Raw genomic sequence first — 17,488 nt, 5'->3', positions numbered from 1 at the left:
TCAGGATCGCGCGTCTCCACATCATGGTCGCGGGCCTCCACCTGTCCGGGGAACATCCTGGCACGGCTCGGCGTCGGGCTGCGGTGATGAGCTCTCCGCCCCTGCGCGCGTGCGCGGTCGTGCTGGCAACGCTCGCCGCCTGCCGTGGCGGCTCGGGGGCTCCGGGCGCCGGGCCGGCGCCGGACGCGGGCGCTGCCGGGCCGTCGCCCTCCGTTGCGTCCACCGCGAGCGCGGCGAGCGCGTCGTCGCTGGACGCGGGGTTGGCGGACGCGGCGGCGCCGGACGCAGCAGCGGCGGACGCGGCGACGGTGGACGCGGCGACGGTGGACGCGGCAGCGGCGGATGCGGCGGCACCGGACGCGGCATCGGCGGCTCCTGGCGCGGGCTGCAAGCTGCGCCGAGGGCCGCTCTCGCTCTCGCTCCGCGGGCCGGCGCTGCTGTGGACCCCGGACGAGGCGGCGCGCGCCGACTTCCGGGTGATCTTCAACCGCGACGGCGTGGCGCAGCACGTCGCGCCGGCGCTCGGCGGGCTCGCCGCGCCGTCGTTCGGGCTCGCCGCGGGGGCCTCGCCGCCCCGGGACGCCGCGCAGGCGCTCGGCGCGCTCGCTGCGCCGGCCTCGCCGCCCCGGGAGGCCGCGCCCGACGCCGGGGCCGCCGGCGGAGAGCCGGCGCGCGCCTCCTGGCCGGCGTGCACGGTGGCCTCGCGGTTCGTGTTCTGCATGGATCACGGCGGCACGATCCGCAGGACCCCGCTCTGGGGAGCGGAGGGGCCGCCCATCGGCGCCGGGCGTCGCGGCACGGAGATCTCCGCCGTCTCGCTGCCCGGCGGGCACACGCTCCTCGCCTTTCTCTCGGATCGGAAGACCACCGAGGGGGTCGTGACCCAGGCCTTCGCGGTGCTGGACGACAGGCCCGCCGTGCCGCTCTCCGAGGAGGGCAGCGGCGCGACCTTCGTCGCGCTGTCGCCGTGGAAGGGCGGGGCGCTCGCGATGTACATCGACGCGCGCTCGGCGCTGACGCCGGTGCACGCCCGCACGCTCGGCCTCACGCCGGAGGGCAAGATCGAGCTCGGGCCGGACGCGGTGCTGTTCGTCGGCGACGCGGGCGAGTCGCGGATGGGCGGCGCGCTCGCGGTCGGCGCCGGGGGTCCGGCGTACGTGCTCCTCCCGGCGGCCAGGGACATGTCGGCGTTCGGCATGGCGGCGATCCGCATCGACGAGGCGCCGCGCGACGACATGCCGGCGGCGTGGTCGCTCTACCCCAACGGGCTGAGCCCTGCGCCCATCGCGGCCACGCGGGGCGTCTCCCCGATCCACGTGGCCCGGGTCCGGCCGATCGCGCGCGAGCCCGGGTCGCGGCACGCGCTCGAGCTCGGCCAGCTCGACGGCGAAGGGCGGTTTCAGCCGCGCTGCCTCGCCGTGGAGGGCAAATCGTTCAACCACGTAGCGATCGAGGCGGATCGCGACGGCTCGCTGTGGATCGCGTACACGACGGGCGCCGGCACCTTCATCGAGCAGCGCGCCCTGGGGCCGTGAGGCCCGCTGCCGCGTTTGAACATGGCAGTCCGCAAGGCCACTGCCCCGCAGGTCGCGCGACGTCCGCCAGGGCCCTTTTCTCCTCGGTCGGCGGCGCGCCGAGGCTGTTGCGCGGTTGGCCCTCCTGGCGTAAGCCAGTCGCGTCGACTCGCGGATCCATCCCTATCATAAATCTTAAGGAGCCGAGATGAAGCTGGATTGCGTGCCCACGGGCATTTTATGGCCGCTCCTGTCGCTGATCGCGCTCGGCGCTGCCGGCTGCGGCGGCGACGGCGGTGGCGACGCCGGCGGTACGGACAGCACCTCGACCGCGGCCGGCGGGGAGGGCGGCGCGGGCGCGGCCGGCGCCGGGGGCGCGAGCGGCGCCACGACGGGCACCGGCGCTGGCCCGAGCAGCTCCGCGACGACCGGCGGCGCCTCGACGAGCAGCGGCGATCCCGGCGCCACGACCACCGCCACCGCCACCACCACGACGGGGACGGGCGGCCCGTCGGTGAGCTGCAACTATCCCGCGGAGACCGCGAACGGCTCCATCACCTTCTACACGCTCGACATGGGCTCGACCGAGGTGAACTGCAGCTACCAGATCACGGGGCGGAACCCGGACGTCGTCGCGCACGTCCCCTTCGGTGGAGGCCAGTACTTCGCCGCCATCAACACCACGGACTACGACAGCGCTGGGATGTGCGGCGCGTGCGTGGAGGTCTCCCGGGACGACGGGCGCAAGGTGCAGGCCATGGTCGTGGACCAGTGCCCGATCGCCACGAACCCGAAGTGCGTGAAGGGCCACATCGATCTCAGCAAGAACGCCTTTCTCCAGATCGGCGAGGAGCGCGAGGGGTATCTCGGGACCACCAACGGCGGCGCCGCCGGGAAGATCTCCTGGCGGTACATCCCGTGCCCGGCGACGGATCCCGTCACCTTCCGACTCAAGGACGCGACAAACCGGTACTGGAACGAGATCGTCGTCGAGGGCCACGCGCACCCGATCGAGAAGGTGGAGGTGGAGATCAACGGCACGTGGCAGACGGCCACGCGACAGTCGTACAATTATTTCCTCGTCGGCGACGGGGACATGGGGCCTGCGCCGTACCATGTCCGCGCCACCGACATCAACGGCTCCACCGTGGAAGCGATGCTCGACCTCAAGGCTGGAGCCCAGCCCGCGAGCGCTCAGCTCCCCGCCTGCGACTGACTGGACGCATCGCCGGGCTCTCCAGGAGATCGCCGTGCAAGACCCTCGCCCCGCCCCGTCGCTGCTCACCGTCGACGACTTCGAGCGCGCAGCGCGCGCGCGCCTGTCCAAGATGGCCTATGACTACTACCGAGCCGGCGCCGACGAGGGCAGGACGCTCCGGGAGAACCGCGCCGCTTTCCGCCGCCTCGAGATTCATTATCGCGTCCTCGTCGACGTGGCCGAGCGGGACATGAGCACGACCCTGCTCGGCACGACGGTGCCGTTCCCCATCCTCGTGGCGCCGACCGCCTATCAGCGCCTCGCGCACCCCGACGGCGAGCTCGCCTCGTCGCGGGCGGCCTCCGATCTCGGCACCATCTTCACGCTCTCCACCCTCTCGACGACGAGCCTCGAGGGGGTCGCGGAGGCGTCTCCGGGGCCGAAGTGGTTCCAGCTCTACGTCCACAAGGACCGAGGCCTCACGCGCGCGCTCGTCGAGCGGGCCGAGTCGGCCGGCTACCGGGCGCTGATGCTCACCGTCGACACACCGCTCCTCGGCCGCCGGATAGCGGACGTGCGCAACGGCTTCGCGCTGCCCGAGGGGCTCGTGATGGCGAACCTCGTCGACGCCGTGGCGGCCGCGCCGGCCGCGGAGCAGGGCTCTCTGCTCGCGGCCTACGTCGCCTCGCGACACGACGCCTCGCTCACGTGGCGCGATGTCGAGTGGCTCGGCTCGATCACGAGGCTCCCTTTCCTGCTCAAGGGCATTGTCCGGCCCGACGACGCGGTCCGCGCGCTCGGCGCCGGCGCGGCCGGCGTCATCGTCTCCAACCACGGCGCGCGGCAGCTCGACGGCGCCCCCGCCACGATCGAGGTCCTCCCGGCCATCGCCGATGCGGTCGCCGGGCGGTGCCTGGTGCTGATGGATGGCGGTGTCCGGTGGGGTACGGACGTGCTGAAGGCGCTCGCGCTCGGCGCCCGCGCGGTGCTGGTCGGGCGGCCAGTCCTGTGGGGACTCGCCGCGCTCGGCGGCGAGGGGGTCGCGCGCGTGCTGGCGGGCCTGCGCGACGAGCTGTCGATCGCCATGGCGCTCGCGGGCTGTCCCACCCTGGCGTCCATCGATCGCGACCTGATCCGCCGAGCTCAGGCTCGATGAGGGAGGCCCGAGTCGCACGAGCGCGGAGTTTTCCAGGGTTGTCGCGGGCAGGCAGGCAGGCCGGCGGCAGGCAGGCCGGTAGGCCGATTGCTGCGCTCCCCGGCATCAAGGCGTCTTCGACGAAAGAAAAGGTGGCGGCCACTCAACCTCACCCGTACACTCGGCGACGGTGAGCGACGCAGTACCTGCCAGGGATGCAAGGGAGCGGTGGCGGGGGCTCTTCAGGCGAGGCGCGGACGCCTCGGGTGGGGTGCCGGATGCCGGGGAAGCGGACCCGACCCTGGGGATTCGCCTCCGGCGCTTCGCCGGGCCGGCGGCTTACCTGGAGCAGCTGTCGTCGCTTCGCATTGCCCACCTGACGGACCAGCATGTCGGCCGGGTGACGTCGGTGCGGGTGCAGCGCGCGGCCGTGGCGCTGACGAACCAGCAGCGGCCGGATCTGGTCGTGCTCACGGGCGACTTCGTGTGTCACAGCCAGCTCTACCTCGATCAGCTGGAAGAGGTGGTGCGCGGCTTCGAGGCGCCGGTGATCGCGGTGCTCGGGAATCACGATCACTGGTCGGGCGCCGACGCGGTGAGGCGCGCGCTCGAGCGGGGCGGCGTCGCGGTGCTCTGCAACGCGAGCACGGTGATCACGCTGGGCCACGAGCGGCTCCAGGTGGTGGGGCTCGACGACGCCTATACCGGCCACGCGTCGCGCGAGAAGGCGGTGAAGGGGATGCGGCGCGACCTGCCGACGCTGGGCCTGTCGCACATCGCCGAGGAGGCGGACGGCCTCTGGCGTCACGGCATCCCGCTTGTGCTCTCGGGTCACACGCACGCGGGCCAGGTGACGGTCGCGCGCCTGCACGAGCTCTCGATCGGCAAGATCGCGGGGCACCGGTACATCCACGGCCTCTACGGCACGCGCCAGCGCGGGGAGCCCGGCCAGGGGGCGGTCTACGTGGGGGCGGGGATCGGCGCGGCGGTGATGCCGCTGCGGCTCGGCGAGCGCGGCCAGCGCGAGGTCGCGATCTTCGAGCTCGGCAGCGAGCCGGGGTCGTTCGACGAGCACCACGCCGAGCAGGCGCCGCACCGCGGGCGCAAGCCGTCGCCGGAGCTCCTGGCGAGCCGGGCGGCGCGCGTGGCGAAGAACCGGGAGCGGCGGGCGCGGGCGCACCGGCACGGCGAGGGGAGCGCCGGGGGAGAGCCCTAGCCCCTCCCGAATCGCGCGTCGCGCGGGAGGTCTCGTCGAGGCGCCGACCCCGGGGCCTATCCAGCGTGCGGACTCGGGGACGAGCCTGGGCGACAACGGAGCTGCTCCGCGTCAGCTCGGGTGCAGCGCGCGGCGCAGCGCCTCCTCGAACGCGCTGCGATCGTGGCGTGGAGGGCGTTTACAGACGCGCCGTGGGCCTCTAGCTTCGCGAGCAGCGAGGTGCCCATGTCCACATCTGCCCAAGGTCCGAAGCCCGACGAAACCCTCACCCCTGTGCGCTGGGGCGTTCTCGGGGTGAGCCACTTCGCGATGCATGTCAGCCTGCCCGGTATGAAGCGGGGGCCCCTGACCCAGCTCGCCGCGCTGGCATCGCGCGACCTCGGCAAGGCACGCGCCGCCGCGCAGTCGTTCGGGATCCCCAGAGCGTACGGCAGCTACGAAGAGCTGCTCGGCGACCCGGAGATCGATGCCATCTACAACCCGCTGCCCAACCACCTGCACGTGGAGTGGACGGCGCGCGCGGCCCGCGCCGGCAAGCACGTCCTGTGCGAAAAGCCCATCGCGCTCAGCGCCAAAGAAGCCGAGACGCTGGTCGCCGTCCAGCGCGAAACGGGCAAGCTGATCACCGAAGCGTTCATGATCCGCAACCACCCGCAGTGGCAGCAGGCCAGGGAGTGGGTGCGAAGCGGCCAGATCGGCGACCTGGTCAGCGTCCAGATGGCGCTCTCGTATTTCAACCGCGACGCCGCCAACATCCGCAACAGGAAGGAAGTCGGGGGCGGCGCGCTTTACGACATCGGCTGCTACGCGGTGAACACGTCGCGCTTCCTGTTCGGGCGCGAGCCCGCGCGGGCGATGGCGCTCATCGCCCGCGATCCCGACTTCGGCACCGATCGCTTGACCTCGGGCCTGCTCGACTACGGCGGCGCGCACATGACGTTCACGTGCAGCACGCAGGCGGTGGCTTACCAGCGCGTGAACGCGTTCGGTGTCAAGGGCCGCATCGAGATCGAGATTCCGGTCAACGCCCCCGCCGACCAGCCGTGCAAGCTCTTCCTCGATGACGGCTCAACGCTGAACTGCAGCTCGGCCAAGGTCACCTCGATCCCCGCCGTCGACCAGTACCACCTGCAGAGCGAGGCGTTCTCGCGCGCCATCCGCACGGGTGGCCCCGTCGAGAATTCGATCGAGGTCGCGGTCGGCAACATGCGGGTCATCGACGCGCTCTACCGTTCCGCCGAGAGCGGGCGCTGGGAGACGATCTAGTACTACAGCCGCGGTTAGGGAGCCCGGGCTCGGGCAAGCGGCCGGGGGCGGCGGCGCCGGTAGCAACAGGCGCGAGCCTGGGCGCGTTTTCGGCGTCGCCACCTCGACCATGCCCAGCGGAACTCGGGCGAATGGGCGGGCAGCGGAAGCACCAGCTCCATCAGGCGACGGACTTCGGGAATGCTCCAGGGCGCCAGCGTCGGCGGACCGTCGCTTTCTTCGGGCGCGGCAGGCTTTTTTCCCCCGACGCGTCAAGCGCCGTCTCCCGCATGGACTTGGCCTTCTTCCCCGGCCCCGGGCGCGCCGCTTTGGGCACGAGCTCGGGGTTCATCGCCGGGGCGTACGGGAAGGCGCCTTCCGCGGGAAGCTTCGCGCGTACGAAAGCCAACCACGCAAGGGCCATCATCCCGAGCGTGATGTACCGATGCCAGCTCGGCCATGAGCGGACCTCGTAGTGGTCGAGGCCGACGTCATCCTTCGCCTCCTCGAAGCACTGCTCGATCGTGTAACGCGTGGAGGCCACGTGCGCGAGCGTTGTCAGCGGCGTGTCGGCTTCGGCGTTGGACAGGTAGTAGGCCACGTCCGACGGCTTCGAAACAGAGCGGCGGGCCAGTAGCCAGACCTCGTCGGCCGGCAAGCGCCGACGGCTGTCGACGACGCGCGCGCGGGCCCAGTCGTACTCGATGGGTCCCTTCTCGCCCTGATGGACGGCAAGGCGATGCCATTGCTGCGGCGACCACTGCGCCGCCACCTTTGCCACGGTGGAGGCGTGTGGCGCGCCCGGTGCAAGACGAGGGCGCGTGCGGAGCGGACCACGAGGGTGTTCGCGTTCGGTAGGGGGTTCCGCGACCTCGGGTCGCTCGGGCCACACCGGCGTGCTCGAGACGACCGCGAGAACATACCGATGGCCCTGCGCGGCGATGCCGTCGCGAAGCACGGGGTCGTCCCCGTAGACTTCATCGCCGGCGACCCACGCCATCGGTACACCTCGCTGCCAGGCGCCATGCAGCATCTGCATCGCCAGCTGCGGCTTGGTCTGGAACGCGACATCCTCCGGAACGTGAGCGTCCTGCCTCCGCTCCGGATCGCTGCACCACGCTTCTGGCAAGTAAAGACGACGATCAAGGATCACATGTCCACGTGGGCCATTGTAGCTGAGGAACACACCGATCTGGCAGTTCTCGATCTTGCCTGCCGTCCCGCTGTATTGCCGCGCCACGCCGACGGACTTGGTGCCTTTCTTGAGGAAGCCCGTTTCGTCCAGTACGCCGATGCCCTGCGGATCGCCGAACTGCTCGATCGTGAAGTCCATCAGGAGATCGCGCGCCGCATCCGCGCTCCAGTCCGCACTGTACAGCAGCCGCTGCACGCGATCGGGCGTCGGGTCCCCGATGGCCTCGGCCAGCTGCCAACCGTTCCGCCGCGCTGCCGGACCCATCAGCGAGCGCACGTACTTGATCGCCTGCTCGCGCGGCTCGCTGCGCGCGAACAGCGCCGCAAATCGCGCGTGAAAGGCCTCAAAATCTGCTGCCAACGCGTCCCACGCGGCCGCTGCTGGCAGCTCGCTTGCCCCCGGATCCATGGCCGGATCCTGGGTCCAACCAGATCGATGTCGAGGTGCGGCTGTAGTACTAGAGCGACAACCGGGTTGAAACCCCGAAAAAAAGCAGGAATTTCACAGGGAGGCGAGGAGGCGGGGAGCGAGAGACGGCGAGAGGGAGAGATTCTTTTTTCTCTTCCTCCCCGCCTCCCCGCCTCCCTGTGAAAATTCTCCGGATTTCAACATGATATTGGTGCTCTAGCGGCGCTCCTCAGCGCCCGGCGCGCCCGGCGTCGTCGAGCTGGGCGCCCGGCATCGTTACGGCCAGGCGCCCGGAAGGGACGCGTGATCGGGCGCGGAGAGCGGCGCGCCGATGTCGCTCACTCCACAGGTGCGCTGTCGCACGCGGCCCGCACATCGACGGACATGCCGCTCGCGGCCGCGATGCAGGCGTTGGAGTAGGTCTGGCCATCGCAGCCGCACACGGGCGCGAGCTCCTTCGTGCAGACCTCGGGCTTGTCCGCGCAGCTGCCGGCCGCGTCCGCGCGCCCGCAGATCGCGTCGGGCGCGTACTTGCAGTAAAGCCCCTCGCCGCACACGCGCAGCCCGCCGAGGGTGAAGCCGCCGCAGCTCTCGCCGAGCCCCACCACCGTGGGACCGCACTCCCCGAGGCTCCTCACCGAGACGCCGGCCGTCGCCGCGACACAGTCGTTGCCGTACGTCCGGCCATCGCAGCCGCAGACCGGATCGTAGTCCTCCCTGCACGCCTCGGGCACGAACTCGCACGTGCCGCTGCGGTCGTAAGCGCCGCAGTTCGCCTCGGGGGCGAAGTCGCAATACAGGCCCTCGGCGCAGCGGATGCCCGCGATGCCGGCGCACATGTCGCCCGGCTGCGCCACGGGCGAGCAGACGTCGGCGCCGCAGGAGAGCCGGAGCTCCACCTCGACGAGCGTCCGCGGCGAGAGGATCTGCACGACATACGCCCCGGTGCCCCGGCTCTCCCACGTCGAGATCGCCTGCCCCCGGGGGCCCCTGGCCCGCCGGACGTGCCTCAGCCTCCCGTCGCGCGTGACCTCGTGGAGCTTGAAGTCGACCGCGGCGTTCCTGCCCCCGGCGATCGACTGCAGCTCGAGCGTGATCGTCCTGCCCGGGTGGCTCGTGAAGTGCGCATGAACCGATCGCTCGCGGTCCACCGTGAAGCGGTTCTCGTGATCGAAATACGCCGGGACGACCGCCACGTCGCTCAGCCTGATCGCACCCTCGACTGTCCCGGTCTCCTCTAGATCCTCGGCCTCGGCATTGTCGTATGATGCCGTGCAGCCAGCGAGCGTTACAGCGAGAACAGCACCCAGAACATCTGCCATCTTCATGATCGTGCAAACTCCTCGTGAAGAGACAGGCCCAGCGCTCCGGGCGTCTCCTCGGAAATGCGAATCGCGTGCGAGCAGGGCGACGCCGAACCGCCGGGCGAGCTGCCTCGGCCTGCTATCCCAGGCAGGCGGTTGCTAGGACCCGGTCAAGGACCCGTCAATCGCCCCTGAGAGAGCGCGCCGACCGGCCCTCGCGCCACGGCTGCCCTGCGTCTCGCGTCTCTCTGCGATGTCGCCGTATCCTCCATGTCGTCGAGCCCACGCCCGACCTGGGGCGGTTGTGCGTCGGTACGTCCGCACTCCAGCGCCTTGACGATCGCTCTCCTTCACTCATCCACGCCGTCAGCTCTCATCGACTCAGCGTCTGGTCGCCTCCCGCGTGGGCCGTTTGCAATCAGCGTTCCCCGCGAGAAGAGATGAGCCCGCTCGTCGCTGAACTTTGCAACGTCACGGCAGCGCGGAGCGCGGCGATCGTCGGCTCCGGACGGGTCGGACGGCGAGGACACCGCGCGTACACCCTGTTCCCACCTCACACGCGAGGATGAGGCGTTCCGCCACACGGGGGTGCTCATCGTACGATTCCTTCCCTTGCTGCGAGGCAGTTTGCTACGCGCGAGACCTGGAGGGGCGCCGCCGAGGCCGTGGTCGTTTTCGGGGTCACAGCGCGTGTGGTGCTGACATAACTGCTCCGGCGATCCGCGGGTGCCGGGGGTGTGGAGCGCAGTGGTGCGCGGTGAGCGAGGAGGAAATCAACGGAAGTAAGCCGGTGGAGAAGGGTGGAGAACGACGCGGGGAGGCGAGGGCGACCGGGAGCGCTCGCGCGCGGGTTGGCGGAGGAGGATGATGACCGGCGGGGCCCCGCGCGCGTTTCCTGGCCGCGCGGTGGTGACGCCCCTTGCTTTCACCGCGTGAGAACGGCTAAGTCTCGGTCTGCTCGATGGTCCGTGCGAACGACAAGACGGCTAGCAACCGCACCCCTCGGGAGCTGAACCGCTCCCTCGTCCTCGACCTCGTGCAGCAGCACGGCCCGATTTCCCGCACGAACCTCGCGCGGCTGAGCGGCCTCACCAAGCCGACGGTCTCGGCCATCATCGAGGAGCTGCTCGAGAGCGGCAGCGTCCGTGATGTCGGGGCCGAGTCGCGCGGCGGGCGCCCGGCGCGGCTCCTCGAGTTCAACGATGACAGCGCGGCGTTCCTCGGTATCGAGATCGGCGTCGAGCAGACGGCCGTGGCCGTGGCCGACGCGCGCGGGCGGATGCGGGCGCGCCTGGAGCAGCCCACCGTCCTGCGCGATCCGCACCGGACGGTCCGCGACGTTGTCGAGCTGTTGCCGAAGGTGCTGCAGCTGAGCGGGGTGCCGCGGAAGCGGCTGCGCGGCGCCTGCGCCATCATGCCCGGGCTCATCGAGCGGCCGAGCGGCATCTGCGTGCTTGCGCCCAACCTGGGCTGGGAGCGGTTCCCCGTGCGCGCGGAGCTCAGCCGCGCGCTCCGCATGCAGGTCTCTGTGTACAACCTGCCTCAGGCGGCGGCGGTGGCGGAGGGGGAGCTCGGCGCCGCGCGGGGGCACGCCTCGTACGTGTGGCTGTACGTCGGGCTCGGCGTGGGCGCGGGCCTCGTCGTCGATGGGCGCCTGTTCTTCGGGATGCAGGGGTACAGCGGCGAGATCGGCCACTGCCGCATCGCCGAGGACGGCCCGCGTTGCGGCTGCGGCCGTCGCGGCTGTCTGGAGACGTTCACCTCGGTCATGGCGCTCCGGCGCGCCTCGGAGGAAGCGTCGGCGCGCTCTCCCCACCTCGCCGCGCTCTCCCGGCCGCACGCGGTCGGCGACATCGCGAGCGCGGCGCTCGCCGGCGACGAGAGCGCCCGCGCGATCTTCCGCGAGGCGGGCGCGCAGCTCGCGCGCGGCATCGGGGTCCTGCTGAACCTGCTCAATCCCCAGCTCATCGTGCTGGGCGGCGAGATGCTCGCCGCGCCCGACATCCTGATCGACGGCCTGCGCGAGGAGCTGCCGCGCCACGCCGTCCGCGCCGGGGAAGTGCCGGTGGTCGCCTCTCCGCTCGGCAGCGAGGCCGGCCTGCTCGGCGCCGTCCTGCTCGCGCGCGAGGGCGCGGTGCGCTCGCTCCGCCTCGTGCCCGACGGCGTGCTCCAGGAAAGCCCGCCGTAGCGCGCCGCTGCGGCGCGTGCGCGCCCGCCCGGGAGAGACCCAGAGGGAGAGAAGAGGAGATATAGAATCTCCCTCTCTCCCTCTGTGCGTCTGTGGTTCTTCTCTTCACTCCGGCGCAAGCGCGGCAGCCGCCGAGATCCGCCACGAGCGCCTGAATCCGAAATGGAACGAGGCGCGCGCCCGTAACCACGTTGGCGCCTCCTGCCCGGCGGATCCGAGTTGGCGAAAACTGTCGTCAGGGCTGGCAGATCTGCGCCGGGTCCGAGTAGGATCCTCGCCCAGTTGGAAGCGACATCACGGCGGATTGGGGCCGTCGGGGTGTTGGCGCCATGGCCTCGTGCCGGAGGACTGGACGCATGGACAGGTTTCTTAAGCATTACATTTTCGCCTCCATATTTCTCATCGTCGTGGCGATTTCTTCCTGCGAGCGGATGAGCCAGCTGGGAGGGAGGTGCGAGTCGACCGCCGATTGTGAATCGGACACCGAGTACGCGCCCGGCACGGAGTGCACGGACAACGAGTGTACCTGCGTCCAGGAGGGCCACACGCTGTGCTGCGGGCCCGAGGACACGTCGCCTGACTGCTTTCTTGCCTGCCGGCCGTGCAGCGAGTGCCAGGAGGGCTGGTTCAGCTGCGCGCCGGGGACGGCCGGGACGGCGTGCGACAACGACGCGAAATGCGCCGGCCCGCCGGACTCCCGCTGCGGCGTCGGGCAGTGCGTGGACAGGGTGTGCCAGGTGGAGATCTACCCGGGCCCGCTGTTCTCCCAGCTGCGCGGCGACTGCGCGCAGCTGGAGTGCACGCAAGAAGGAGAGGTCGTCTCCAGGGCGGATCCAGCCGACGTCTACAACGACGGCAACCTGTGTACCTCGGATGTCTGCTCGGCGGAGAACAGGCCTGTCCACGTGCCTTTCGACAACGGGATCAGCCTCATGGATCTCTACAAGGTCGACCAGATCTGCTACGAGGCGCAGCCGTTCGACTGCATCGTCGAGGACGACCAGTGCGGGCCCCGCCGCATCTGCGTCCCGACCGTGGGCGCGCAGCAGGGCGGGGGCTTCTGCGCGCCGAGCCACTGCATCAACCTGCGGCGCGATCCGGACGAGGCCGACGTCGACTGCGGCGGCATCTGCAGGCGACCCTGCGAGAGCGGGTCGCTCTGCGCCGTCCCGCAGGACTGCATCTCCGGCGTGTGCCTCGGGAGCCCGAGGACCTGCCAGAGCCCGTCGACCTCGGACGGCGTGCGGAACGGCTCCGAGACCGGCGTCGACTGCGGCGGTCCGTGGTCGCCCTGTCCGCCGGGCGAGGGCTGCGCGACCGGCGCGGACTGCGAGGCCGGCGTCTGCTGGGCGGCCGTGTGCGAGGAGCCGACGTGCATCGACGGCCTGCGGAACGGCGGCGAGCTCGGCGTCGACTGCGGCGGTCAGGCGTGCCCGGCGTGCCCGCGCTGACCGTGCTGCGCCCGCGTTGACGCTGCTGCCTCGCGCGGGCATAGGGGGGAGATGCGCAGACTCGCTATCGAAGGAATGACCTGCGGCCACTGCGTCCAGGCGGTCTCGAAGGCGCTCGCGAAGGTCCCCGGCGTCACGCGGGTGAACGAGGTGAGCCTCGAGCGTGGAGAGGCCGTCGTCGAGGGGAGCGCGACGGCCGAAGCCCTGCTCGCGGCCGTGCGCGAGGCCGGCTACGAGGCGCGAGACGCTGGCTGACGTCGCGGTGCTCGGCCGCCTTTGGTAGGGTGGCGGCCACCATGACGCGAGCACAGAGCGAAGAGGGCTTTCCGGAAGGGTTCCTGTGGGGCGCCGCGGCGGCGTCGTACCAGATCGAGGGCGCCGCGCACGAGGACGGCAAGGGGCCGTCCGTGTGGGACATGTTCTGCAGGAAGCCGGACGCGGTGTGGAACGGCCACACCGGCGATGTCGCGTGCGACCACTACCACCGGTATCCGGAGGACGTCGCCCTCATGCGCGACATCGGCCTCCGCGCCTATCGACTCAGCATCTCGTGGCCGCGCGTCCTGCCGGAGGGCACGGGCGCCGTCAACGAGCGCGGGCTCGCGTTCTACGATCGGCTCGTGGACGCGCTGCTCGAGGCGGGCGTCGAGCCGCACGTCACGCTGTTCCACTGGGACTTCCCGCTCGCGCTCTACCACAAGGGCGGCTGGCTGAACCGCGACAGCGCCGAGTGGTTCGCCGAGTACACGAGCGTCGTGGTCAAGAAGCTCGGCGACCGGGTGAAGGACTGGATGACGCTCAACGAGCCGCAGGTGTTCGCCGGCGCCGGCCACTACGAGGGTCGCCACGCGCCCGGCGACCGGCTGCGCTTCGCCGAGGTCCTGCGCGTGTGCCACCACGTCCTGCTCGCGCACGGCAGGTCGGTGCAGGCCATCCGCGCGGCGAGCCCGGGGAAGTGCAACGTCTATTATGCGCCGGTCGCTCAGGTCAAATACCCCGCCAGCCCGTCACCCGAGGATCTGGAGGCCGCGCGCGCGGCCACGTGGGCGGTGAACGCCCGCACCACGTGGACCAACACGTGGTGGATGGATCCCGTGTTCCTCGGCAGGTACCCCGAGGACGGGCTCCGCCTCTTCGCGAAGGAGCTGCCCGAGGTCCGGAGCGGCGACATGGAGATCATCGCGCAGCCGGTCGATTTCTGCGGCGTGAACGTCTACTGGGGAGTCCCCGTGCGCGCCGGGGCGAGCGGCGCCGCCGAGGTCGTGCCGCACCCCGTGGGACATCCGATCACCGCCTTCGAGTGGTCGGTCACCCCGGAGTGCCTCTACTGGGGGCCGAGGTTCTTTTACGAGCGGTACAGGCGCCCCATCGTGATCACCGAGAACGGCCTGTCGACCCGGGACTGGATCTCGCTCGACGGCAAGGTGCACGACCCCCAGCGCATCGACTTCATGGCGCGCCACCTGATCGAGCTCCGCCGGGCGATCGCCGAGGGCGCGGTCGTGAACGGCTATTTCCACTGGTCGATCCTCGACAACTTCGAGTGGGCCCACGGCTACAAGCACCGGTTCGGCCTCGTCTTCGTCGACTATCCGACGGGAAAGCGCGTGCTCAAGGACTCGGCGCACTGGTACCGCGAGGTCATCGCCTCGAACGGCGCGACCCTCGCGGGGTGAGCGGGCGGCGGCTCCCGGTGCCTGCCCGGGAGCCGCCGCAGCGCGAGGGGAGGCCGCGGCCGTGGAGGCGCGGCTCAGGAGGCGATCGGCTCGTCGCCGTCTTCTTCTTCTTCGTCGAGCGGCTCGTCGTCGTCCCCGCTCGCCAGGTCGTACCCGTGCGGATCGAACTCGTCGAACATGGCCTGCAGGCGCTCGGTCAGCGAGTCCCACGTGTCCGGCGGCTCGCCCGCGTGGCGGTCGCGCTCCGCGAGGGCGAACGCGGCGGCGACCGTCGCGGTCAGCGGGCGCGCGTCCTGGAGCACCGCGACCTTCGACGTGTCGCCGCTGCACGCATAGGCCAGCAGATAGGCCCTGTAGATCTCCTCATTCGTCTTGTCGCTCATTCCTCTTCCTTCGTCCTTGTCGTCCGCGCCGCGCGCCGTCCGCTGCCGTGCTCTGGCCTCCTGCTGGGCGCTCGGGACCGGGGGCGCGAGCGTAGCCCATCTCGGCGGCCGTCGGGGAGGGTCCGTGTCCCGCCGGGATCCCGGGCCGCGCGGGCGCAGCGGGATCCGCGCGGGCGCGGCCGGGGTCAGTGGCGCAGCCGGTCGCGCAGCGCGCGCACCGCGCGCTCCAGCCCCGCGTGGTGGTGGAAGCAGCATTGCCCGATGCGCGGCTGGCACTGCGACGAGCGGAGCATCTCCAGGAACACGAGCGCGCGCGCGTCCCCCTCGAGCGCCGCGCGCTCGAAGAGCGCCGGCTTGCGCCGGCAGGGGGCCTCGCGCAGCGCCACGGCGATGCGCAGCGGGACGCTCGCGCGCTCCAGCACCTCGGGGCGGCGGAGCAGCGCGGCCGCGCGCTTTCCGCCCTGCGTGCCGCCGTAGCCGCTCACGATCTCGTAGGCGATGTCGAGGCCATCCTCGCCGAGGCGGCTCTCCAGCGCCTCGAAGATCGCGTCCGCGCGGCCGTCGATCCGGTACGAGCTCTTCACCGCGACGGCGGCCGCGGCCGTCATCACGTCGCGCTGCTCGAAGGCGGAGCGATCCTTCTCGAGCAGCACGAAGAGCGCGCTCTCCGCGTCCTCCCACCGCTTCGCCTGGACCGCCCCCACGAGGCGCTCCCGCTCGGCCGGCAGCTCCGCCCCGTCGAGCGGCCCCGGACCGGCGAGCGCCGCGCCCGCAACCGGCGCCGCCCCGGCGGTCGGCGCCGCCCCGGAGCCGGCCGGCCCGGGGACCGATGCGCTCGCGGCCGGCATCACCGGGGGGGCTGGCGGAGGTGCGCCGAGGGCCGCTGGCACCGCGGCGGCCGGCGCTGCGGCGGTCGGCGCGTGCATCGCGGCGGTCGCTTCCCGGAGCTCCGGCGGGGCGACCGCCGGCGCCGGCGCGCCCGCCGGCAGGCGGCCGAGGAGCACCGCGCCCGCCGCGCCGGCCGCCACCACCGCGGCCATCGCGACGAGCCAGCCCCGGGCGCCCCTCCGCGGCCGCGGCCGTCGCTCCGCCGCCCCGCGCGCCTCGTTCCCGGGCGCAGCGAGGCCCGCGCCCGCGGTCGCGCGCGGCGCGCCGAGCGCCCCGGTCGCGGCGCCGCCGGCTGCAACGCCGCCAGCTGCGGGATCGCCGGCCGCCGCGCCTCCGGTCGCGGTGGCTCGGTCCTGCCGTGCCGGCGGCTCGGGCGGCGTGGCGGGCTGGAGCGCGCGCAGCGGATCGCCGAGCGGCCACGCCCCGCTCGAGAGCGGCTCTTTCCACGGGAGGAGGCCGAGCGCCTCGGACCTCGGCACGGCCGCGTCGAGCGCGGCGAGCAGCGCGCGCGCGGTCGCGGGGCGCTCCGCCGGGTCCTTGCGCAAGAGGCGCATCACGAGCGCCTCGAGCTCGCGCGGCACCGTCGTGCCGGGAGCGCGCAGACGGAGCGGCGGCGGCGCCGTGTTGCACTGCTCCCGGAAGAGCTCGACGGGCACGATCGCGTCGAACGGGTGCTTCCCGGCGAGCATCTCGTAGAGGATGAGCCCGAGCGCGTAGAGATCGGAGCGCTCGTCGACGGCCTCCATGCCCTGCGCCGCCTCCGGCGCCATGTACGCGAGCGTGCCGAAGACGATGCCGCTCAGCGTGATGCGGGCGGGCTCTGGCCGCGCGTCGCCGCTCTGCGCGTCGGTCGTGGAGAAGCGCTCCAGGGGCACCTTCGCCAGCCCGAAATCGATGAGCTTCACGGCGTCGGTGCCGTGCTCGACCAGGACGTTGCGCGGCTTCAGATCGCGGTGGATGACGCCGCGCTCGTGCGCCGCGGCGAGCGCCGCCGCGATCTGCCGCGCGATCTCCGCGGCGCGCGCGGCGGACAGGGGGCCCTTCTTGATGATGCGATCGAGCGTGGTGCCGCGGACGTACTCCAGCACGAGGAACCGGGCGCCGTCGGGGAGGGTCCCGAAGTCGGTCGCCGACGCGATGTTCGGGTGCTGGATGTGCGCGCCGGCGATCGCCTCGCGCTCGAAGCGCGCGGTGAGCTCCGGAGAGCCCTGCGCTGCGGGCAGGAGGAGCTTCACCGCCAGCCATTTGCGCAGGAGCAGGTGCTCGGCCTTGTAGACCGCGCCCATCCCGCCGGTCGCGACGAGCTCCACGATCCGGTACCGGTCCGAGAGGATCGCCCCCACCATCTGGGCCGCCGCGCTCTCCGCGGGCGCGTCGCTCGCGGCGGGGGGCGGATCGCCGGGGGCGGGGGGCGGGGAGGCGCTCACGGGAGGCGTGAACTGTCCGACCTCGCCCGATTTTTGTCAAAGGGGGATCGCCGCCGCGCGCCGCGCCGGCGCGCGCGCAGGAAGGCCCGCTTCCATCGGCGGATCCGTCGATTGCCGCGCGGTCGACGCGCGTCGACCGCGTGAGGACCGCGCGAGGATTCGAGCGCTCGGCCGAGACGGTCGCGCCGGGGCTCGCGTCGCGCGCGCCGCTCCGCGGGGCGGCCGTGGAGCGCCGGCTTGCCTATTGAATTGGCCGCGCG

Annotated in this window: 13 protein-coding genes; 9 read left to right on the top strand and 4 right to left on the bottom strand. The window is 72.0% G+C overall.

Annotated features, from left to right (window positions below; translation table 11 throughout):
* Positions 1 to 86 precede the first annotated feature (86 nt).
* The 5 genes from WMF36_RS40010 to WMF36_RS39990 all read left to right on the top strand — a co-directional run bounded on the left by WMF36_RS40010 (position 87) and on the right by WMF36_RS39990 (position 6,329).
* Entirely contained in the window at positions 87 to 1,535 is a 1,449-nt protein-coding gene (locus tag WMF36_RS40010; RefSeq protein ID WP_437576093.1) for a hypothetical protein, read from the top strand.
* 187 nt (positions 1,536 to 1,722) lie between these two features.
* A complete protein-coding gene (locus tag WMF36_RS40005; RefSeq protein ID WP_437576092.1) occupies positions 1,723 to 2,730 on the top strand; it encodes an expansin EXLX1 family cellulose-binding protein in 1,008 nt (335 codons plus the stop codon).
* Positions 2,731 to 2,764: 34 nt separating this feature from the next.
* Entirely contained in the window at positions 2,765 to 3,868 is a 1,104-nt protein-coding gene (locus tag WMF36_RS40000) for an alpha-hydroxy acid oxidase (protein ID WP_437576091.1), read from the top strand.
* Positions 3,869 to 4,037: 169 nt separating this feature from the next.
* Positions 4,038 to 5,063: a metallophosphoesterase gene (locus WMF36_RS39995; RefSeq protein ID WP_437576090.1), complete on the top strand. Its 1,026-nt coding sequence runs from the start codon at positions 4,038 to 4,040 to the stop codon at positions 5,061 to 5,063.
* Positions 5,064 to 5,288: 225 nt separating this feature from the next.
* Positions 5,289 to 6,329, top strand: coding sequence for a Gfo/Idh/MocA family protein (locus tag WMF36_RS39990; RefSeq protein ID WP_437582013.1), 1,041 nt, complete (start codon positions 5,289 to 5,291; stop codon positions 6,327 to 6,329).
* 160 nt (positions 6,330 to 6,489) lie between these two features.
* Here WMF36_RS39990 and WMF36_RS39985 read toward each other — a convergent pair whose 3' ends face one another.
* A complete protein-coding gene (locus WMF36_RS39985) occupies positions 6,490 to 7,911 on the bottom strand; it encodes an IS701 family transposase (RefSeq protein ID WP_437575267.1) in 1,422 nt (473 codons plus the stop codon).
* Between the two features lie 338 nt (positions 7,912 to 8,249).
* Positions 8,250 to 9,107, bottom strand: coding sequence for a Kazal-type serine protease inhibitor family protein (locus WMF36_RS39980; protein ID WP_437576089.1), 858 nt, complete (start codon positions 9,105 to 9,107; stop codon positions 8,250 to 8,252).
* A gap of 1,069 nt (positions 9,108 to 10,176) precedes the next feature.
* Here WMF36_RS39980 and WMF36_RS39975 point away from each other — a divergent pair.
* The 4 genes from WMF36_RS39975 (at position 10,177) to WMF36_RS39960 (ending at position 14,530) form a co-directional block, all read left to right on the top strand.
* The gene (locus tag WMF36_RS39975; protein ID WP_437576088.1) at positions 10,177 to 11,403 is read left to right on the top strand and encodes an ROK family protein; all 1,227 of its coding nucleotides are present in this window, start codon (positions 10,177 to 10,179) and stop codon (positions 11,401 to 11,403) included.
* Between the two features lie 356 nt (positions 11,404 to 11,759).
* Positions 11,760 to 12,854 (top strand): hypothetical protein, encoded by a 1,095-nt coding sequence (locus WMF36_RS39970; protein WP_437576087.1) that lies wholly within the window; start codon positions 11,760 to 11,762, stop codon positions 12,852 to 12,854.
* A gap of 51 nt (positions 12,855 to 12,905) precedes the next feature.
* Positions 12,906 to 13,109: a CopZ family metallochaperone gene (locus WMF36_RS39965; protein WP_437576086.1), complete on the top strand. Its 204-nt coding sequence runs from the start codon at positions 12,906 to 12,908 to the stop codon at positions 13,107 to 13,109.
* 41 nt (positions 13,110 to 13,150) lie between these two features.
* Positions 13,151 to 14,530, top strand: a complete 1,380-nt coding sequence (locus WMF36_RS39960) for a GH1 family beta-glucosidase (RefSeq protein ID WP_437576085.1) — start codon at positions 13,151 to 13,153, stop codon at positions 14,528 to 14,530.
* Positions 14,531 to 14,604: 74 nt separating this feature from the next.
* Here WMF36_RS39960 and WMF36_RS39955 read toward each other — a convergent pair whose 3' ends face one another.
* Together WMF36_RS39955 and WMF36_RS39950 are read right to left on the bottom strand one after the other, a co-directional pair.
* Entirely contained in the window at positions 14,605 to 14,913 is a 309-nt protein-coding gene (locus WMF36_RS39955; RefSeq protein WP_437576084.1) for a hypothetical protein, read from the bottom strand.
* A gap of 185 nt (positions 14,914 to 15,098) precedes the next feature.
* Positions 15,099 to 17,228, bottom strand: a complete 2,130-nt coding sequence (locus WMF36_RS39950) for a protein kinase domain-containing protein (RefSeq protein ID WP_437576083.1) — start codon at positions 17,226 to 17,228, stop codon at positions 15,099 to 15,101.
* Positions 17,229 to 17,488 lie beyond the last annotated feature (260 nt).

It is taken from the genome of Sorangium sp. So ce887 (genome assembly GCF_051521455.1).
Taxonomy (GTDB): domain Bacteria; phylum Myxococcota_A; class Polyangia; order Polyangiales; family Polyangiaceae; genus Sorangium.
This window is presented reverse-complemented; position numbering and strand designations above follow the sequence as displayed.

Excerpts from the sequence above, each read along its gene's own strand:
- WMF36_RS40010 (WP_437576093.1), top strand. The coding sequence starts at position 87 with ATGAGCTCTCCGCCCCTGCGCGCGTGCGCGGTCGTGCTGGCAACGCTC.
- WMF36_RS40005 (WP_437576092.1), top strand. The coding sequence starts at position 1,723 with ATGAAGCTGGATTGCGTGCCCACGGGCATTTTATGGCCGCTCCTGTCG.
- WMF36_RS39990 (WP_437582013.1), top strand. The coding sequence starts at position 5,289 with ATGTCCACATCTGCCCAAGGTCCGAAGCCCGACGAAACCCTCACCCCT.
- WMF36_RS39985 (WP_437575267.1), bottom strand. The coding sequence starts at position 7,911 with ATGGATCCGGGGGCAAGCGAGCTGCCAGCAGCGGCCGCGTGGGACGCG.
- WMF36_RS39975 (WP_437576088.1), top strand. The coding sequence starts at position 10,177 with ATGGTCCGTGCGAACGACAAGACGGCTAGCAACCGCACCCCTCGGGAG.
- WMF36_RS39970 (WP_437576087.1), top strand. The coding sequence starts at position 11,760 with ATGGACAGGTTTCTTAAGCATTACATTTTCGCCTCCATATTTCTCATC.
- WMF36_RS39965 (WP_437576086.1), top strand. The coding sequence starts at position 12,906 with ATGCGCAGACTCGCTATCGAAGGAATGACCTGCGGCCACTGCGTCCAG.
- WMF36_RS39960 (WP_437576085.1), top strand. The coding sequence starts at position 13,151 with ATGACGCGAGCACAGAGCGAAGAGGGCTTTCCGGAAGGGTTCCTGTGG.
- WMF36_RS39955 (WP_437576084.1), bottom strand. The coding sequence starts at position 14,913 with ATGAGCGACAAGACGAATGAGGAGATCTACAGGGCCTATCTGCTGGCC.